At 32.3% G+C, this 18,627-nt stretch carries 17 protein-coding genes and 1 pseudogene; 17 read left to right on the top strand and 1 reads right to left on the bottom strand.

Annotation, left to right across the window (positions count from 1 at the left end; translation table 11 throughout):
• Positions 1 to 5 precede the first annotated feature (5 nt).
• The 17 genes from AACQ83_RS04115 (at position 6) to AACQ83_RS04035 (ending at position 16,880) form a co-directional block, all read left to right on the top strand.
• The gene (locus AACQ83_RS04115) at positions 6 to 380 is read left to right on the top strand and encodes a hypothetical protein (protein WP_112886937.1); all 375 of its coding nucleotides are present in this window, start codon (positions 6 to 8) and stop codon (positions 378 to 380) included.
• A 5-nt stretch (positions 381 to 385) separates the two neighbouring features.
• Positions 386 to 754, top strand: a complete 369-nt coding sequence (locus AACQ83_RS04110; protein ID WP_146747885.1) for a hypothetical protein — start codon at positions 386 to 388, stop codon at positions 752 to 754.
• A 448-nt stretch (positions 755 to 1,202) separates the two neighbouring features.
• Complete coding sequence (locus AACQ83_RS04105; RefSeq protein WP_112876647.1) at positions 1,203 to 1,892, top strand: PIG-L deacetylase family protein; 690 nt, start codon at positions 1,203 to 1,205, stop codon at positions 1,890 to 1,892.
• Between the two features lie 1,984 nt (positions 1,893 to 3,876).
• Entirely contained in the window at positions 3,877 to 5,139 is a 1,263-nt protein-coding gene (locus AACQ83_RS04100) for a glycosyltransferase family 4 protein (RefSeq protein WP_112876648.1), read from the top strand.
• Positions 5,140 to 5,160: 21 nt separating this feature from the next.
• On the top strand, positions 5,161 to 6,234 hold the full coding sequence (gene cobT / locus AACQ83_RS04095; RefSeq protein ID WP_112876649.1) for a nicotinate-nucleotide--dimethylbenzimidazole phosphoribosyltransferase: 1,074 nt from the start codon (positions 5,161 to 5,163) through the stop codon (positions 6,232 to 6,234).
• A gap of 267 nt (positions 6,235 to 6,501) precedes the next feature.
• Positions 6,502 to 7,167: an HAD family hydrolase gene (locus AACQ83_RS04090; protein ID WP_112876650.1), complete on the top strand. Its 666-nt coding sequence runs from the start codon at positions 6,502 to 6,504 to the stop codon at positions 7,165 to 7,167.
• On the top strand, positions 7,160 to 8,605 hold the full coding sequence (locus AACQ83_RS04085) for a class I adenylate-forming enzyme family protein (protein ID WP_112876651.1): 1,446 nt from the start codon (positions 7,160 to 7,162) through the stop codon (positions 8,603 to 8,605). The genes AACQ83_RS04090 and AACQ83_RS04085 overlap by 8 nt, the downstream gene beginning before the upstream one ends.
• Before the next feature lie 15 nt (positions 8,606 to 8,620).
• Positions 8,621 to 8,878 carry an acyl carrier protein gene (locus AACQ83_RS04080; RefSeq protein WP_112876652.1) on the top strand — a complete coding sequence of 86 codons (258 nt, stop codon included), beginning with the start codon at positions 8,621 to 8,623 and terminating at the stop codon, positions 8,876 to 8,878.
• Positions 8,879 to 8,892: 14 nt separating this feature from the next.
• Complete coding sequence (locus AACQ83_RS04075; RefSeq protein ID WP_112876653.1) at positions 8,893 to 9,621, top strand: WbqC family protein; 729 nt, start codon at positions 8,893 to 8,895, stop codon at positions 9,619 to 9,621.
• A gap of 773 nt (positions 9,622 to 10,394) precedes the next feature.
• Positions 10,395 to 11,372 (top strand): ABC transporter ATP-binding protein, encoded by a 978-nt coding sequence (locus tag AACQ83_RS04070; protein WP_112876654.1) that lies wholly within the window; start codon positions 10,395 to 10,397, stop codon positions 11,370 to 11,372.
• A 36-nt stretch (positions 11,373 to 11,408) separates the two neighbouring features.
• Positions 11,409 to 12,221 (top strand): ABC transporter permease, encoded by an 813-nt coding sequence (locus AACQ83_RS04065; RefSeq protein WP_240000688.1) that lies wholly within the window; start codon positions 11,409 to 11,411, stop codon positions 12,219 to 12,221.
• 1 nt (position 12,222) lies between these two features.
• Entirely contained in the window at positions 12,223 to 13,011 is a 789-nt protein-coding gene (locus tag AACQ83_RS04060) for an ABC transporter permease (protein ID WP_112876656.1), read from the top strand.
• A 17-nt stretch (positions 13,012 to 13,028) separates the two neighbouring features.
• A complete protein-coding gene (locus AACQ83_RS04055; RefSeq protein ID WP_112876643.1) occupies positions 13,029 to 13,940 on the top strand; it encodes a glycosyltransferase in 912 nt (303 codons plus the stop codon).
• Positions 13,941 to 13,954: 14 nt separating this feature from the next.
• Positions 13,955 to 14,971 (top strand): glycosyltransferase family 4 protein, encoded by a 1,017-nt coding sequence (locus AACQ83_RS04050; protein ID WP_112876644.1) that lies wholly within the window; start codon positions 13,955 to 13,957, stop codon positions 14,969 to 14,971.
• A 22-nt stretch (positions 14,972 to 14,993) separates the two neighbouring features.
• A complete protein-coding gene (locus AACQ83_RS04045) occupies positions 14,994 to 15,368 on the top strand; it encodes a hypothetical protein (RefSeq protein ID WP_112886937.1) in 375 nt (124 codons plus the stop codon).
• A gap of 5 nt (positions 15,369 to 15,373) precedes the next feature.
• Positions 15,374 to 15,742: a hypothetical protein gene (locus tag AACQ83_RS04040; protein WP_146747885.1), complete on the top strand. Its 369-nt coding sequence runs from the start codon at positions 15,374 to 15,376 to the stop codon at positions 15,740 to 15,742.
• 448 nt (positions 15,743 to 16,190) lie between these two features.
• Positions 16,191 to 16,880, top strand: a complete 690-nt coding sequence (locus tag AACQ83_RS04035) for a PIG-L deacetylase family protein (protein ID WP_112876647.1) — start codon at positions 16,191 to 16,193, stop codon at positions 16,878 to 16,880.
• A 1,320-nt stretch (positions 16,881 to 18,200) separates the two neighbouring features.
• Here AACQ83_RS04035 and AACQ83_RS04030 read toward each other — a convergent pair.
• Positions 18,201 to 18,575 (bottom strand): annotated as a pseudogene (locus AACQ83_RS04030) (Rpn family recombination-promoting nuclease/putative transposase); the annotation flags it as partial.
• Positions 18,576 to 18,627 lie beyond the last annotated feature (52 nt).

The raw sequence follows: 18,627 nt of genomic DNA, 5'->3' as shown, positions 1-18,627 counted from the left end.
GATAGATGAGTAAGCATATTGATTTTATAGGTAATTATTTTGAACACTTAGGTCCATACGATTGTTTCTTTAATGCACTTGTTTATTGGATGGAATATCACAATATATGTACTGATGAACTTCATACTTTTAACGTAGATATTTCTTATCATTTGCCTACAGAAATATTTTCTGGAAGTGCTGCGCCACATATATTTTTTATGTTTTTAAAAGAGTTTTTTCATATAGATACAACTGTATATTATCTACAAGAATTAAATGAAATTCCATTAAATGAACTTTTTATTTTAGAATCTAATTCATATTTTTTTCAAATGAATTGGACTATTATCAGAAATTTGATCATACCAAATATGTTGTGTCTAAACGGGTTGGGATAAATAAATTGCTAATGTGGGACCCTTATGATAATGAAACCATTCTTTCATTTATTTCAGACTTGCATAACAGAGATAAATTTAAAATCAACGGTTTTTATCTATCTAGAACGGGGTATAAAATAAATAATTCAATGATAATTCCTTATCTTTTGAGTAAGGATTATATGAAAGAATATATTATTGTTTTTAATCATGCGAAGAAACAGATTTTATATATGAAGGAAAATAAATTTGATAAATTACTTTTAAAAAATCATTACATATTTAGAAAATTTTATGGTTGTTTTAGAGGGATTCTCATGGCGAGAGAGCGTCATTTCAGGAGCAAGACAACACCAGAGAATGGAGACGAAATACTATCAGGATGGAATTGAGTACAGAAAAATATGACTAAATTTGGTTTGCAGTTTGAAGGTAGTATTAATGAACTTATAATCTCTTTGGAACGTGTTTTTGATAAGGAAATAAAATATTTAGACTCCTATAAATAACTCGTTAAGGTAATATATTTATTACCAAATGAAATCCTGTTATTTTCTACATCGGTGATCTGAAAATATCCTATTAGGATACTCTTATCTGTATGAATAGAGGGCTAAACCTTGCTTTTACATAGTTTTCTTAATACTGATTGTTAATGTCAAATGTTACATCATATATGGCCTATTTGAATATGAATATATCTATTTTGTATAGTCTATGATATGAATTAGATTAATGAAATATTAATTTAAGAATAGGTAAATCTGATTAATCGGTAACAAAATAAAAAATTATTAATTTATAAATATTACCATTCAAATTTCCCAAGGAATTTTTTCTGTGAAATTAGTCAATAAAAATATTAGAGTTCTTGTTATTGCAGCACACCCTGATGATGAGATTCTAGGATGTGGAGGAACAGTTGCTCTGTATCGTAAAATGGGTATTTCAGTAACAAGTGTGATTTTTTGTGAAGGGGTATCATTACGTTACACTGACCAAGAGATTGATATGTATTCTTTTGCACAAAATGCAGCTAATAAATTGGGAGTAACAGATATCCGTTATTTGAATTTTCCTGATCAGCGGTTAGATCAATTTAATCTCATTGAAATTATCCGGCCATTGGAGGAAATAATCAAAGAAATACGCCCGACAATCATTTATTGCCAATATGGTGGTGATATAAATTATGATCATGAACTTCTATTTAAAGCCACTTTGGTTGCAGTAAGGCCCATTGAGGAGTATATAAAAGCAGTTTTTGCCTTTGACACTGCAAGTAGTACGGAATGGGCTTACCCTCGAACGTTCATTCCTGATACATGGGTAGATATTACATCTACTCTAGAAATGGAACTTCAAGCAATGGCTTGCTATATCACGGAGACTCGTGACTACCCACATCCGAGATCATTGGAAGCATTACGAAATAGAGCTTATTCCTGGGGAAATCAAGTATGTTCACCTGCCTCGGAGGTTTTCATGACGGTCAGAAGTATTTGCCGCGATGGTACAGTTCCTCTATAGGGAATATAGTATCGAGGTTTATTGTTTTAATGTTTTCTCCACCTGAAGTGTGACTTTTTAGACTTCGATTGATAGTTTTATGCATATTTAACAGATGTTAGTTGAGGTTAATATGAATAAGAAAGAAGAGCAAAAAGTTAGAATAGAGCTCAATTGTTCAGGGCAGACGATTAAATGTGTGTTGCTTGTGGCGTTGCGCTGGTTTTTTTCGGTGAGAAACGACCAATAAAAACTGGGATTGCCGTATTTCCCTGGCTAACTATTTTTATTAGTCATGAATTATGGGTATAGCTACCGCAGCAACCAGCCTTGTGGCGGTTATTATTTATGCTGAAAAAGTTTATTTCGCGATTATTTAGTTCGCATTTAATAAAGCGGAATAATTATAAGCAATGAATCTTTGGGGGGAATATTAATTAATGATAATGATAGATATTAATTGATATAGTCAGTATTGGTGATTTTATGTATTAGCATTTTCTATTGCTTGTTTTTTGTTAGGTGATTTAATTTTATTTATCGGTAATCGGCCAATCAACAGATAAATAATTGTTATTATATTGAATTCGATCATAAGAAATTGATTAATACAATCCGGCAATGAATGTTGTATATAAGGGATGTTAGGAGCAGATATTAGTTTACCTGAGCTAGTAGCACAGTAATGAAAGGAGTGAATAAGAAAGTTAAGAGCCAGCTTTGACCGTTATTGGATTTCAAGCATTGATATATTGTAGTGGCACTATCTAGCACTTAAAACCCATTTTATGTGAAATTTATAACCAAGTAGAGTTATTGCATTGGTTTTTAATAAATGATAATAATTTACTATATTAAAAGTGTTCTAAATTTCGATAATATCTCGAAGAAGAATATATGGATAAGAACAGAATTATTGTCTTTGAAATAAAAAAATTCCAAGAGAGTAAGAAATCTTTGGGTATTTTTAGGAATGCTTTAGTTAGCAAGGGCGGTAGCGTTAACAGTTTAATAATCTCGATCTTTTAATGAGTTATCATTAAAATATAATTTCAAAGTGTTTTTAAAGGAGAATCAAGAAAATTCTATAAAGTTTCAGCCTTAATATTATGTGTTGTAGATGATAAATACCTTATTGTTGATTCTGAATATGGAATATCTTGTATTCTAAGAGAATGTTATGAATGTTATGAATGTTATGAATGTTATGAATGTTATGAATGTTATGAATGTTATGAATGTTAAGTATAGGTATGAGCTCACTTTGTTTATAAAAGAAAAGTTCATTATTTGTAAATTATTAATGGAGAAATATTTTTAATACAGTCGATTATGATTAGTCATAATTAACTATAGAAATTATCCAATGATTATACTCTATAAATTCAATAGATATAATTAGGCATAATGGTATTGTACAATGATAAGAAAAAAATAAGTGTTGGTTCCTTGAGAAAGGGAATTTGTATTGCCCGATTTTTCATCATAGTTTGGAACCTGTAATTTGATTGAGAGAGAGGCAGTTTGTTAGACAATTTAAATTACAGTCTCCTCGTCTGAGATACACTTCCTCTAAATAAAATAATATTATTTAAATTGTTCTGGTTTTAGTCTGCAATTTTCACTGTGCTGACAATACTATTATCATAGTAACAGCTTTTGTCATTCATTCTGCATATTAATTAATTTTAATAATTTATTATATAAATATTGGAAGAAGTATTAATAATTATCTAACTTTTTATATTTTCAATAAGCAATAATTGCGGAATTTAATTTAAATATAATACTAAGATAATAATTTGTAAGAAGAAGTATATCCTACATTTAAACACCGATAAAGCGAATTTAAAGCTTGGATGGAAACCGTATTTTGATTTTAAAAGAGTGATTTTTGAAGCGGTTGCTTGGTATAAGCATGTGTATCAAGGTGAAAACGCATATCAGGTATCTAATAAACAAATAGAAATGTATTTTGATTTATTGGAACAGAAGGAACGGTTGAATGAATAAAAAACTGATGACTATTTTCATTTTATCAAGAGAGTATCCTCCTTTTACAATAGGTGGAACCAGTATCGTTGCATGTTCTTTAGCTGAAGGTATTTCATCATCGTGTAATGTGAAAGTTGGAGTCATAACGAATACTACAAAAGAAATTAATTCTTATGAAATATATGATAATCTTCATATCTATAGAGTAGCGAATGAAGAAATATATACAAATCATTCAAATTTATCGGATACCATTATCAGATCACATCATCGCCTTTTAAAAGGAGCGAATTATTTAGTAAGTAAATTGGGTGTGCCTGATATAATACTATTACCAGATTTGTTTTGTTTCCCAGAAGCAAGGATAATGTCAAAGTTATATAATTGTCCAATTGTTAATATTCTATCACAAGATTTTAGGAAAATTACTCTATATGATAAAAACACATTTCATATGGTCTCAAATGCAACATCAGCAAGTCACAATAGTTTATTTGATTTGGAAGAAAAGTCGTTACGAATGTCGGATTATAACGTCTTTGTTAGTAACTCAATATCTAATAGCATAAATGAAAGTTACAATCTTGAATCTAATAACCAAAGTGTAGTTTATTTAGGAATTACGTTTGAGGAAATGGCTCCATTAACTGTAGAGGAGTATGTAAAAAAGAGAAAGAAGGTAGCCAGCGCTCAAGAAATTTTGATTGTTGCATGTGGTCGCTTAGTACCTGTAAAAGGAATGAATTATCTGATTGAGGCAGTTTATCTATTGAAACAAAAGGTTTCAAATATAAGGCTGTTAATTATCGGAATTGGGCCAGAGCTCCTTTATCTACAGGAATTAGTTCATCAATTTAAATTAGATGAACAAGTTATATTCTTGGGTGATATACCAAGAAAAGATACCTTGGTATATTTTAAGATAGCAGACATCGCAGTGGTTCCATCTATATGGGAATCGTTTTGTTATGTAGCAGCGGAATTTATGGGGATTGGTAAACCGATTGTTTGTACAAGCGTTGATTCATTAAATGAGCTAGTTAGGGATGGAATAGATGGGATAAAGATACCAGTGTATTTGAAGGACGGAAAACGAATATTGGACCCAGAAGATATCTTTCGTGGAATTCTACGTTTTATTGAAGAGCCAGATTTGGCCAGAAAAATGGCTAAAAGCGCGAGGGAGAGAGTGTTGAAAAATTTCAATAATACTTTTTTTGTTAATGGGATTATGGATGTATGTAATAAGTTATTGTCTAAACGAAAGATATAAAAAATTGCCAGGTATGATTGAATGATAAAAGAAAATATGGTGAAAGATTATGTGAAACAGATAAAATCTGTTGATCATATGGCTAAAAGAAGAGTTATGTTAAAAGAAGCAAAGTCTTTAAAGATATCTGGTAGTTTAGGGCTTCTCGACATAATTGCTAAGCAGATTTTATCAATTAAGGAAGAAATAAATCCATATAATTTTAAAAAATCTATTGTTGTTATGGCTGGCGATCATGGAGTTGCCGAAGAGTCCATTTCCGTTTTTAAATCAAGTGTCACAGGAAAATTATTACAGAAAATTGGTGAAGGAAAGGCTCCCATTAATGCGATTGCTGATACTGTAGGTGCATCTTTGGTACCTGTAGATATGGGGGTTACTGAGATTGTTAAATCATGTTCGACTATCCTTAATATGAAGTTGGGATATGCTACGAATAACATAGCCAAAGGACCTGCTATGCATAGGGAACAAGTAATTGAGGGGATTTTAAAGGGAATCCAACTTGTTTCCTCAGAATTGCTCATTCACAGTGATATTATTGCAGTAGGGGAGATTGGTATAGGGAATACGACATCAGCCAGTGCAATGACAAGTGTGTTGTGTAGGATGTCTCCAGAGGAAACTGTAGGACAAGGAACAGGAATAGCTTTGGATGTTCAAGATCGCAAAATAGATATTGTAAAAAGGAGTCTACTGATTAATATGGCAAATCCTGATGATCCAATTGATATTCTTACTAAATTAGGGGGATTTGAGGTTGTTGGTGTCGTCGGTGTGATATTGGGTGCTGCGATTAATAAGATCCCCGTTGTTGTTGATGGATTTATTAGCAGTGTAGCTGGACTCCTTGCCTATAGAATGTCACAAGTTGTGTCAGAATATATGATTATATCGCATTTATCTGCAGAGCCAGGTCATAAATATGTAATACAAGAATTAAAGAAATCACCTTTGCTAAATTTGGGGATGAGATTAGGGCAAGCATCAGGAGCTGGACTTACTTTACCTCTCATTGAATCTGCTTGTGCTGTGTATTTAAAATCAGCGACTATTCGTGATTCTGAAATTAAAGCCGAAGACAAAAATATATGATTTTACCCAATAATTGAGGACGTAGCCCCTACAGTACGGTCTGTCCAATGAGTATTACGGGATGTTTGTTATAATAATGCAGTGATGTAAATTTTATCATACGTTAAAAGCGAAGCTGATGCGGGGGAAAATACTCGCTAGTTGGGAACAGACTATAAATACAATATTTAATTTATATCGGGTGTCTTATAATCTCAGCCGTAAATATTCTATTTGGGGTTTTCTGTTAATGGTAGGTAAGACTATAAGGGTTATAAGGTGTATTGAATGAATAGTAGGAATGACAAACCGTGTATTGTATTTGATTTGGACGGAACGTTAGTGAATACGTGGAATATTCATTTGAAGACGTGTTATGAGACTTTATTAGAAGTAACAGGAAAACAATATAGGAAATTAGATATTATTCGTGCAAATAAAGTGACCGAAATGGAAACATTAACTGCTTTATTAGGGAAGGTGGACAATGGTAAGGCGTTAAAGCTCTACACTGTGAAGTTTATCGCTAATCTTAAATTATATGGAGTAGAGCAATTTGAGGGAATAGATAGAATATTGGAATTCTTAAACCATAGGGGTAGTCAAGTTGGGTTATTTACAGGCAGGAAAAGAGAAACCACTATGGCCTTGTTGGAAAAGAAAAATCTTACTCGTTATTTTCGAAGTGTTATAACAGCTGATGATGTGGTTCGTCCTAAACCATTTGAAGAAGGCTTGATAAAAGCCATTGAAGAGTTAAAAGGGGGTAATGAAAGAAGTTTGTACATAGGTGACACATTAACTGACATAGAGATTGCTAATAAGCTAAATGTTTCATCTATTTTGGTTAGTTGGAATCAAGGGTTATTACAATCACCGGGGAAAATGAAAACGATCATTATTAATGAACCTGATGATCTTTTTGAATATATAAAGAGGTTTATTGATGAATGAGAACAATAATATATATCAACATTTTTTAAAAGTTGCTAGTGTTAGATATAATAGAATTGCTATTAATAGCAAAAAAGGAGCTATGACTTATGGTCAATTGAATGAATACGTAAATAAATTGGCAAGATATTTAAATTATCATGGAATTACTCGAGATACATCTGTGGGCCTTGTTCTGGTAAATAGCATATTAAATGTAATTAGTGTGCTTGCGTTATCAAATATAAAGGCAAAAATGATGTTATTTCATCCTAAGATGACTGCCCAAGAATATCATAAAATAGGCTCATTTTTACCAGAATATATTATTTTTGATGAAAATGATTTTTTTAAAACAGATAATACTTTTTCTTTGACTGATCATGATGGATATTTTGGCATGTACTTGACTGACTTTCGCCAATCTACGATGTTTCAAACGGGTTATAAGCATGATATAAAAGGAAGTGTGATGTTTTTTTCGTCGGGTTCAGCTGGTAGTCCAAAAGGAATTATGAGAACAGAAGAACAAATATTGACGGAAGCAGAACAAATAGTTTCTACATTAGGAATCCAAGAGTGTGACCGTATTGTTTGTTCTGCCCAATTATGTCATTCGTATGGTTTCATGTTTGGAATGATAGAGCCTCTGTTGAATGGTTGTGAAATAACCTACACAGATCCAATTATATTGGTCTCCAAGTTAGAGCGTTTGCTGAAAAGCAGTACGATTTTTATTGGGTTGCCTACCCACTATCGGTTGTTATGTGAGTATAGTAATCAGAAATTTAGTAATATTAGAGTTGCGTTGTCAGGTGGTTCGGCCATGTCATTAGAGGAGAAAAATAAAATAGAATTGCTTGATATTCAAATAAGCAATGTCTATGGTATGTCTGAAACAGGTGCGATCATGATTGAGAATAATAAATACAACGATGGGAATTTATTTACGTATCCCTATCGCCTTATTACGGGAGTAGAAATAAAACTAGATTATAGTGAATCATATGATTTTAGAGGACAATTTGCTTATGAGATCTTGGTTAAAACAAATGCTTTATGTGTTTGTATAATAGATAATGGAAAAGTTACAGAAAACTATTTTGGTCAATGGTTTCCGACTGGAGATTTGGCAGTTATAAATGAAGCTGGATTCTGTATTGTGGGAAGGAAAGATTTAACAATCAATGTTGGAGGAAAAAAGGTTAACCCGTTTGAAATTGAATTTGTGCTGAAAGAACATCCTAATGTAAATGAAGCGGTTGTATATGGAATATTAGATGTAAAGAGAGGTCAGGTCCCTATTGCATTTGTGACAGTTAATCAAGAGATTGATAAGAAAGAGTTATTTGCTTTATGTCGTGAAAAATTATCAATACATAAGATACCCCAAAATATAGAAGTGAGAAGTTCAATACCAACTTCTTCAATGGGAAAAATTTTAAGAAAAATTAAATGAAGACAGGTGATTATTATGATAACAAAAAATTATATTGAATTAAAACTTGCTAAAATGCTTAAAGAAATTCTTGAGATAGAAAGTATTCCTGAAATAAAAGTAGATAATTTAATAGAGCAATTTAATATTGATTCTATTGCAGCATTGGAATTATTGGTTAGAATAGAACAAGAATTTCATATTCAGATTCCTGATGAGGAATTAAGCGTTAATTTAATTGGTTCTTTTCATGGTCTCGTTGTTTATATTGAAAGAAAATGTAATGAAAATTAGAAAGTGTTAGAAAAATGCGTATATCAATACATCAGCCACATTACCTCCCTTGGTTGCCATTGATTTATAAAATTATAACTAGTGAGGTATTTGTTTTTTTAGACCATATTAATTATTCCAAGAATGATTGGGTAAATAGAAATAAATTAAAGAATGCTAATGGATCTTTTCTTCTGACGATTCCTATAAAGAAAAAAAGTGGCAAGATAATTAAAGAAATATCTATTTATGGCGATAGGTGGAGAGATAAACATCTAAAGGGATTTTACTATAACTATAATTCAGCAATGTATTTTGATGATATATTTCCGTTTTTAGAGGAGATATACCGAAGAGAGTGGATACATGTATCTGAAATAAATTATGCGATGCTGAAATGGGTTATTGGTTTTTTGAAATCAAATGTAAAGGTTATAAAATCTTCAGAACTGAGATTCTATAGTATGAAAAACGATTTGTTAATTGATATTTGTAAGATCGTAGGAGCAACAGAATATATTGCGGGTAAATATGGATATGAAAATTACTTAGATCGTAAACTTTTTGAAAAGAACGGTATAAGTATAAGGCCAATAGAATGGAATTGTCCCATTTATACACAATGCTATGAGAATAAGGGGTTTATTCCTAATCTATCAATATTCGATTTACTTATGAATTATGGCTTTGATTCAAAAAATATTTTGCTCCAAGGTGGTACATTGGAATATGCCACACGGTGCGACACTGATGATTCTGGATAATTATCTTAGAATGTTTGTTACAGCTGTTCAACACGGTTACCCTATGGCGAATATACTGGCTGATAAATCATTCTGAATCTTCCTAGAGGGATGCATTTCTGTTGTCCATGCAACTGTTAGTTAGCATTGATTTTGAGGGAAGATGAATGTCCGCTTCACCTTCATAAAAACCGGATATTTTGTACTACATTGGTACAGGATATCATCATGATGGTGTTTATCCTGGGTTTTATGAATCGTTTTTTGCATCAAGAGTCGTTGGTTTTCCTGTTAGTAATTTTCTTTGATTTTGCGATTAGCCAGATCACACAATTCGGACTGGTTCTCTTTATGTGATTTATTATTTGGAACAGCTAATTAGCCTGTTTTGCTAACAGATGGCTCTATTTAATAGGTATAATCTACAATCGCTCACAATAGATGGCAATAAATCAGGGAGAATAGTATGGAAGATCATTACCCATAACTTTAGATGTATCAGAAAGATAACGTCGATGTTAGAATCTTTTAATCTGATATCAGGTAAACATTAACACTTAATAAAGGGTGAATGCAGGAAAGTTTCATGATCAGCCGTAGATGGTGTTAAAGATAGGTAAGACCGGGACTTGTTTTTGGTGGGATTAAAACTCGTCAGATAAATAAAGGTGTGAGTTAGAAGATTTCATCAAGGTTCGTAAGAGGTCATGCTACAGATGATAGGGTTACAACCTATTCGTCAATGTCAACATTAACGGCAGTTTTGTAAACGAGAAACATTCATTATAGAAATCATGACAATAATAGATGTAAAAAATTTAACCAAAGTGTATAAGTATCATGAGAAAGAACCTGGTTTTGTTGGTTCAATTAAGTCACTAATTAATAGGAAATATGAATATAATAATGCTGTTAATAATATTTCTTTAAAAATTAACAAAGGTGAGTTCGTAGGGTTAATTGGTCTCAATGGAGCTGGAAAAACAACTACACTTAAAATGTTAAGTGGATTACTTACACCAACAAGTGGAACGGCTACAGTTTGGCGGGAAATACCTTGGGAACGTTCTTTGAAATACCGGAATAAAATCTCTATGGTGATGGGAAATAAAATTCAATTGATATGGGATTTGCCGCCTATGGACTATTTTGGTCTGATTAAAGATATCTATAATATTTCTACAAATGATTTTAATAACAGAGTAAATAAACTTTCAGAATTATTGGATGTTACAGAATTGCTAAAAATACAAACGAGAAAACTATCGTTAGGAGAAAGGATGAAAATGGAATTAATTGGTGCAACATTGCATAATCCGGAAATTATGTTTATGGACGAACCAACAATTGGTTTAGATATTTTTGCGCAAAAAAATATTAGATCTTTTTTACGGGAGTATAATAAGACCTACCAGGCGACGATCTTGTTAACGAGTCATTATCTTGAAGATATAAAAGAATTGTGTGATAGATTGATTATTCTTCATCAGGGAAATATTATCTATGATGGGAAAACGATTGATATCATTAATGCATTTAGTCGCTATAAATATATAAAGATGAAATTAAAGAGCTCGGTCACTAATGGAGAGCTTGAACTATTCGGTGAAATTACGAATCAGGAGGATTTAGAAGTTACACTGAGAATTGATCGTGAAAGGGTGTCACAAACAGTAGCAAATATTCTGGAAAAATTCTTAGTTGAAGATCTGAATGTAGAAGAGTTATCAATGGAAGATATCATTGCTAAGGTGTATTCGAAAGAAGAATGAAAATAAAAAACCTCAAGAATTGAGATGGAGGTCTATATGGTTAATAAATTGTCGATAAAAAAATATTTACAGGTTTTTTATATCACTTGTCAAAAGGGTATTGAATATCGTTTTAGTGTATTTTATATGATTATTGAAGCGTTAATTCCAGCTATTGCAATGATTTTCTTGTGGAAGGCTATTTATGAAAATGGTGACACATTAGAAGGATATACATTTTCTGAGCTGGTTATGTATTTTATCGGTGCCAGGCTTATTAATTATTTTGTATGGTATGCAATTGATTGGAAGTTGCATGAACAAGTTCACGAAGGAAACCTTAGTACATTATTACTAAAGCCTGTAGATGTGCAACTTTATTATTTTTGGGAAATGATTGGGGATCGATTGGTTAATATTATTTTAGGCGTTGTTCCACTCGTATTGTTGACGGTTATATTTGGAAGTTATTTTGATTTCCAAATATCTATTTATAATCTATTTTCTGGTTTTTTGTCTATTATCTTGTCTTGTATATTGTGGTTCTTAGTATCTTGGACGATTGGTTGCTATGTCTTTTGGACTCAAAAAGCAGATATGATTTTGTTTGTGAAGGAAATAATTATTATGAGTTTGGCTGGAATATTTTTCCCAATAGATATTCTGCCCTCACATATTGTTACAATCATTGATAAAACTCCTTTTCCATATCTTGCATACTTCCCACTAAGAGTATTACTTACTGATATGGATGAAATTAATGTGATATTCGGATTATTTACACAGGCTATTTGGTGTCTTATATTCTTATTTTTAGGAAGAATAGTTTGGAAGCAAGGATTGAAAAAGTATGTAGAGGTAGGAGGGTAATATGTTTCGATATTTAAAGCTGATGAAAAAGATTCTTGTGTTAAGTCTGCAACAAGATATGGAATTTCGTCCTAATTTTGTGGCTGCCGTCTTTTCGTCATTATTATGGATTTCAGTTCCTATTATTCTTTTTAAAGCCATTTATGGACATGTTGATAGTATTGTAGGTTGGTCATGGGAAGATATAATTATATTACTGGGTACCTACGTTATTATTGATTCTGTGATGATGGGATTATTGATAAACAATATGGGGGAGCTCCAGGATGATATTATAGAAGGAAAACTTGATACTTATCTGACCAAGCCAATTGATTCTCAATTTTATGCATCTTTTAGGAGAATTGATTTTCCACAATTAACAAACACAATCAGCGGTGTATTTATTGTCGTGTATGGATATTATTCTGCTTCAGTGAGTTTTCATTTTATCGATTTACTTCTATATATTTTGCTGTTACTGACTGGAATGATAACGTATTACAGTATCTGGTTTATTTGGACTGTTACTTCGTTTTGGTGGCCTGGTAATGAACACCGAGATTCCTTGTTTTTAAATAATATTATTATTGCTCGTTTTCCTATTGATATCTTTAATGGAGGGTTTGGTTTTATTTTTAAGATAATAGTTCCTCTGGCATTAATTGCGAATCCTGCTGCTATGGCGTTAATTGGAAATATTGGATGGGAATTAGGGATAATGTCAGTTTTCATTTCGATTTTTTTCTTAATTCTATCAAGGATAATTTGGCGATTGGGATTAAAATCATATTCCAGCACAGGTAGTTGAGAAAGGAGGGATGTATAATGTATCAAATATATGCAAGTGTTCTTATTATTACGAGGAATAAGCCAGAGCGTCTGGAAATTACGTTACAGTCCCTTGTAAATCAAGAACCAACTGAGGTCCCATTTGAGGTCATTATTATTGATGATGGCTCTGATATTGACTTACGCGTAATAATAGATAAGTTTGCAAATTATCTGGCAATTCAATATATAAAAACGGTACATCAAGGAATTGCTGTCGCTAGAAACGTTGGTATCCATGCTGCAAAAGGTGAAGTTATCATTCTTACAGATGATGATGTAATCGTGAATTCTACATTTGTTAGAGCACATATTTATGAGCATCGTAATGAAGAGAGCTTAGTTGTTGTAGGTGATCGTTATAATGTGTATTGGTCCAATCTCATGAGAGATTCAGTAAGGTATTCTCTTGTTAGGGCATTACATGGAGATATGGAAGGGTTATTGAAACAAGCTCGCAGAGATTTCTATGGAAAACAAACGTTACGATTGTTTGATAGTGAATATCAAAAGAATGATCAGGCTAGGTGGATTTGCTTTGTAGCACGTAATGTTTCAGCACGGAAAAGTGATCTAGTAGAAGTCGGTGGATTTGATGAAGGCTTTATAGGATGGGGAATAGAAGATGTTGAGTTAGGGTATCGTTTAGCTTTACATGGTAATCGTTATAAATATAGATCTGACGCGGTAGTATATCATCTGGAGCATATAGTTGGAAATGACAGGATAAGAGATATTAATAAGAATTTTGAATATTTTATGAAAAAATATCCAACAATTGTCCCTGTCATCTATAAAGAATTTACGTTTGGAGAAATTAGTTTGGAGGGATTTTGTTTATCTTTAGAAAATGGCTTTCGAACAGAAGTGGAAAAATCTAAGAGAACTTATTATAAGATGATTAGATAAAAAGGTGAATTGTAATGAAGAAAGAAGAAAAAATTTTACCTAAAAAATTGAAAATACTACATTTAATACAACATATGAAGGTTGGAGGGGCTCAACGAGCTCTCATTAATATCATAAGATCTACATCGTTATGCTTTGAATATATAGTGGTTAGTACTTTAAACCAGTATGAATCTGAGCTTGAGGAGTTACAGATTAAATTCATAGATTACGCACAAAGAAATCTTATCAAAATAATCATAGAGGAGTTACCTGATATTATTCATTACCATTGGTGGCCCGGATTTAAGATGATACCTAAGAGCCGGATACCTCATAACTGTCATGTTATTGTAACAGTACAAGATCCTGCGCCAGTTGAAGATATTCAAGCAGATGTTTATGTTTCAGGAAGCGATTTTATTGACAGATTTCAGGAGCATATCGGAAGAAACAGAAGAATTGTGATTAAAAGTTATATTGATGTGCAACAATTTATTTTAAATAGACAAAAAACGGAAGGAATTATTATTGGGCGACATAGTACTATTTATGAAAATAAGATACCAAAAAACTATATAGCTAATTTAGTCGATTTCAATCTAGATGCAACTTTTATTATAGTTGGTGATGGTGATCCTATTCTTATTGATAAATTAAATGAAGAAATAATGATCTGCCAAGCGCAAAATATGATTAATATTTGGCCTGGAAGTAGAATAAGAGAAATGCTTTCTATATGTGATATATTCCTTTATCTTACACCTGATGATAGTTTAGAAGGGTTTGCTAATGTAATTTCAGAAGCGATGGTTTCAGGTATTCCAATTATTGCTGAAAAAAAAGGGGGAAATTCAGAACAGATTATTCATGGAGAAACTGGTTTTTTATGTACTGGATATAAACAGGCAAGAGATTTTTGTCAACTTCTTATTCAAGATGAGATTCTGCGTATGAAAATGGGAGAAAATGCCAGAAAGCGCGGAGCAACTTTTGATCGTCATATAATGGGGAGATTATACGATCAAGTGTATATTAACTTAGCAGAATGAAATGAAGATTCAGGGTGGATAGATGAGTAAGCATATTGATTTTATAGGTAATTATTTTGAACACTTAGGTCCATACGATTGTTTCTTTAATGCACTTGTTTATTGGATGGAATATCACAATATATGTACTGATGAACTTCATACTTTTAACGTAGATATTTCTTATCATTTGCCTACAGAAATATTTTCTGGAAGTGCTGCGCCACATATATTTTTTATGTTTTTAAAAGAGTTTTTTCATATAGATACAACTGTATATTATCTACAAGAATTAAATGAAATTCCATTAAATGAACTTTTTATTTTAGAATCTAATTCATATTTTTTTCAAATGAATTGGACTATTATCAGAAATTTGATCATACCAAATATGTTGTGTCTAAACGGGTTGGGATAAATAAATTGCTAATGTGGGACCCTTATGATAATGAAACCATTCTTTCATTTATTTCAGACTTGCATAACAGAGATAAATTTAAAATCAACGGTTTTTATCTATCTAGAACGGGGTATAAAATAAATAATTCAATGATAATTCCTTATCTTTTGAGTAAGGATTATATGAAAGAATATATTATTGTTTTTAATCATGCGAAGAAACAGATTTTATATATGAAGGAAAATAAATTTGATAAATTACTTTTAAAAAATCATTACATATTTAGAAAATTTTATGGTTGTTTTAGAGGGATTCTCATGGCGAGAGAGCGTCATTTCAGGAGCAAGACAACACCAGAGAATGGAGACGAAATACTATCAGGATGGAATTGAGTACAGAAAAATATGACTAAATTTGGTTTGCAGTTTGAAGGTAGTATTAATGAACTTATAATCTCTTTGGAACGTGTTTTTGATAAGGAAATAAAATATTTAGACTCCTATAAATAACTCGTTAAGGTAATATATTTATTACCAAATGAAATCCTGTTATTTTCTACATCGGTGATCTGAAAATATCCTATTAGGATACTCTTATCTGTATGAATAGAGGGCTAAACCTTGCTTTTACATAGTTTTCTTAATACTGATTGTTAATGTCAAATGTTACATCATATATGGCCTATTTGAATATGAATATATCTATTTTGTATAGTCTATGATATGAATTAGATTAATGAAATATTAATTTAAGAATAGGTAAATCTGATTAATCGGTAACAAAATAAAAAATTATTAATTTATAAATATTACCATTCAAATTTCCCAAGGAATTTTTTCTGTGAAATTAGTCAATAAAAATATTAGAGTTCTTGTTATTGCAGCACACCCTGATGATGAGATTCTAGGATGTGGAGGAACAGTTGCTCTGTATCGTAAAATGGGTATTTCAGTAACAAGTGTGATTTTTTGTGAAGGGGTATCATTACGTTACACTGACCAAGAGATTGATATGTATTCTTTTGCACAAAATGCAGCTAATAAATTGGGAGTAACAGATATCCGTTATTTGAATTTTCCTGATCAGCGGTTAGATCAATTTAATCTCATTGAAATTATCCGGCCATTGGAGGAAATAATCAAAGAAATACGCCCGACAATCATTTATTGCCAATATGGTGGTGATATAAATTATGATCATGAACTTCTATTTAAAGCCACTTTGGTTGCAGTAAGGCCCATTGAGGAGTATATAAAAGCAGTTTTTGCCTTTGACACTGCAAGTAGTACGGAATGGGCTTACCCTCGAACGTTCATTCCTGATACATGGGTAGATATTACATCTACTCTAGAAATGGAACTTCAAGCAATGGCTTGCTATATCACGGAGACTCGTGACTACCCACATCCGAGATCATTGGAAGCATTACGAAATAGAGCTTATTCCTGGGGAAATCAAGTATGTTCACCTGCCTCGGAGGTTTTCATGACGGTCAGAAGTATTTGCCGCGATGGTACAGTTCCTCTATAGGGAATATAGTATCGAGGTTTATTGTTTTAATGTTTTCTCCACCTGAAGTGTGACTTTTTAGACTTCGATTGATAGTTTTATGCATATTTAACAGATGTTAGTTGAGGTTAATATGAATAAGAAAGAAGAGCAAAAAGTTAGAATAGAGCTCAATTGTTCAGGGCAGACGATTAAATGTGTGTTGCTTGTGGCGTTGCGCTGGTTTTTTTCGGTGAGAAACGACCAATAAAAACTGGGATTGCCGTATTTCCCTGGCTAACTATTTTTATTAGTCATGAATTATGGGTATAGCTACCGCAGCAACCAGCCTTGTGGCGGTTATTATTTATGCTGAAAAAGTTTATTTCGCGATTATTTAGTTCGCATTTAATAAAGCGGAATAATTATAAGCAATGAATCTTTGGGGGGAATATTAATTAATGATAATGATAGATATTAATTGATATAGTCAGTATTGGTGATTTTATGTATTAGCATTTTCTATTGCTTGTTTTTTGTTAGGTGATTTAATTTTATTTATCGGTAATCGGCCAATCAACAGATAAATAATTGTTATTATATTGAATTCGATCATAAGAAATTGATTAATACAATCCGNAGAAGAGCAAAAAGTTAGAATAGAGCTCAATTGTTCAGGGCAGACGATTAAATGTGTGTTGCTTGTGGCGTTGCGCTGGTTTTTTTCGGTGAGAAACGACCAATAAAAACTGGGATTGCCGTATTTCCCTGGCTAACTATTTTTATTAGTCATGAATTATGGGTATAGCTACCGCAGCAACCAGCCTTGTGGCGGTTATTATTTATGCTGAAAAAGTTTATTTCGCGATTATTTAGTTCGCATTTAATAAAGCGGAATGATTATAAGCAATGAATCTTTGGAGGGAATATTAATTAATAATGAAGGGTAATTATTAGTTGGTATGGCAGAGGTTAACCATTTTAGGTATTGGCGCGATTTTATTTGGTTTTAGGAATATCAGGGATGAGGTTATTTGGCTATTTTTCTTTCATCGATTAATTGATGATCAAAAGAGTGAATAGAGAAGATCGTGTTGAGCCTATGGTTTGCTTTTTTGAAGGATAAATGAAACACAAGGGGAGCAACCATAAGCCCTTCATTAATTCAAGGATTTATACCCGTTATCTTTCAGGTTGCCTCTTTGTTGGCTGTACTCACTCACCCCGGTCGCAGAGTTATCTATGCTCCCGGGGATTCACTCCCTTGCCGCCGCGATGCATCTTGAAATCCATAGGGTATAAATAAGAACAAAAATGCCGATTTTGAATATCGGCATTTTGCTGTATGAAGAGAAGATTAATTTAATGCTTTAACGCTTCAATTTTATCCCGGCTCAGTCCGGTACTGGTGACAATAATATCCAGGCTGACGCCATGCCGTAATAAGGCTTGAGCCGTTTCCACTTTACCTTTCTCTCGGCCTAGTTCAATACCTTCCTCTCGGCCTCGCTCAAGCCCTTTTTGTTCAAGCTGTTCTGCAATAGTCATCAACATCGTTTCATGCTCCGGAGATTGTTCAATCAGTTGATGGACAAATTGGGAGAGATCCAGCGTATGTCCATTCAGTAAAATATAGCGTAACACTACATTGCGCTGCTCGGCTGTATTATACCCTGCATTCAGGAGTTCCACCAATTGGGGCACCCATTCCAGCATATCCCGGCAGCGAATATCCTTATAATTAAAATATTAATATAAAACAATGAATTAAATAAAAAATAACCAATAA

This window comes from Photorhabdus sp. S10-54, assembly GCF_963878145.1.
GTDB lineage: Bacteria > Pseudomonadota > Gammaproteobacteria > Enterobacterales > Enterobacteriaceae > Photorhabdus > Photorhabdus kayaii.
Note: the sequence above shows the minus strand (reverse complement) of the source record. Positions and strands in the feature narration are given on the sequence as shown.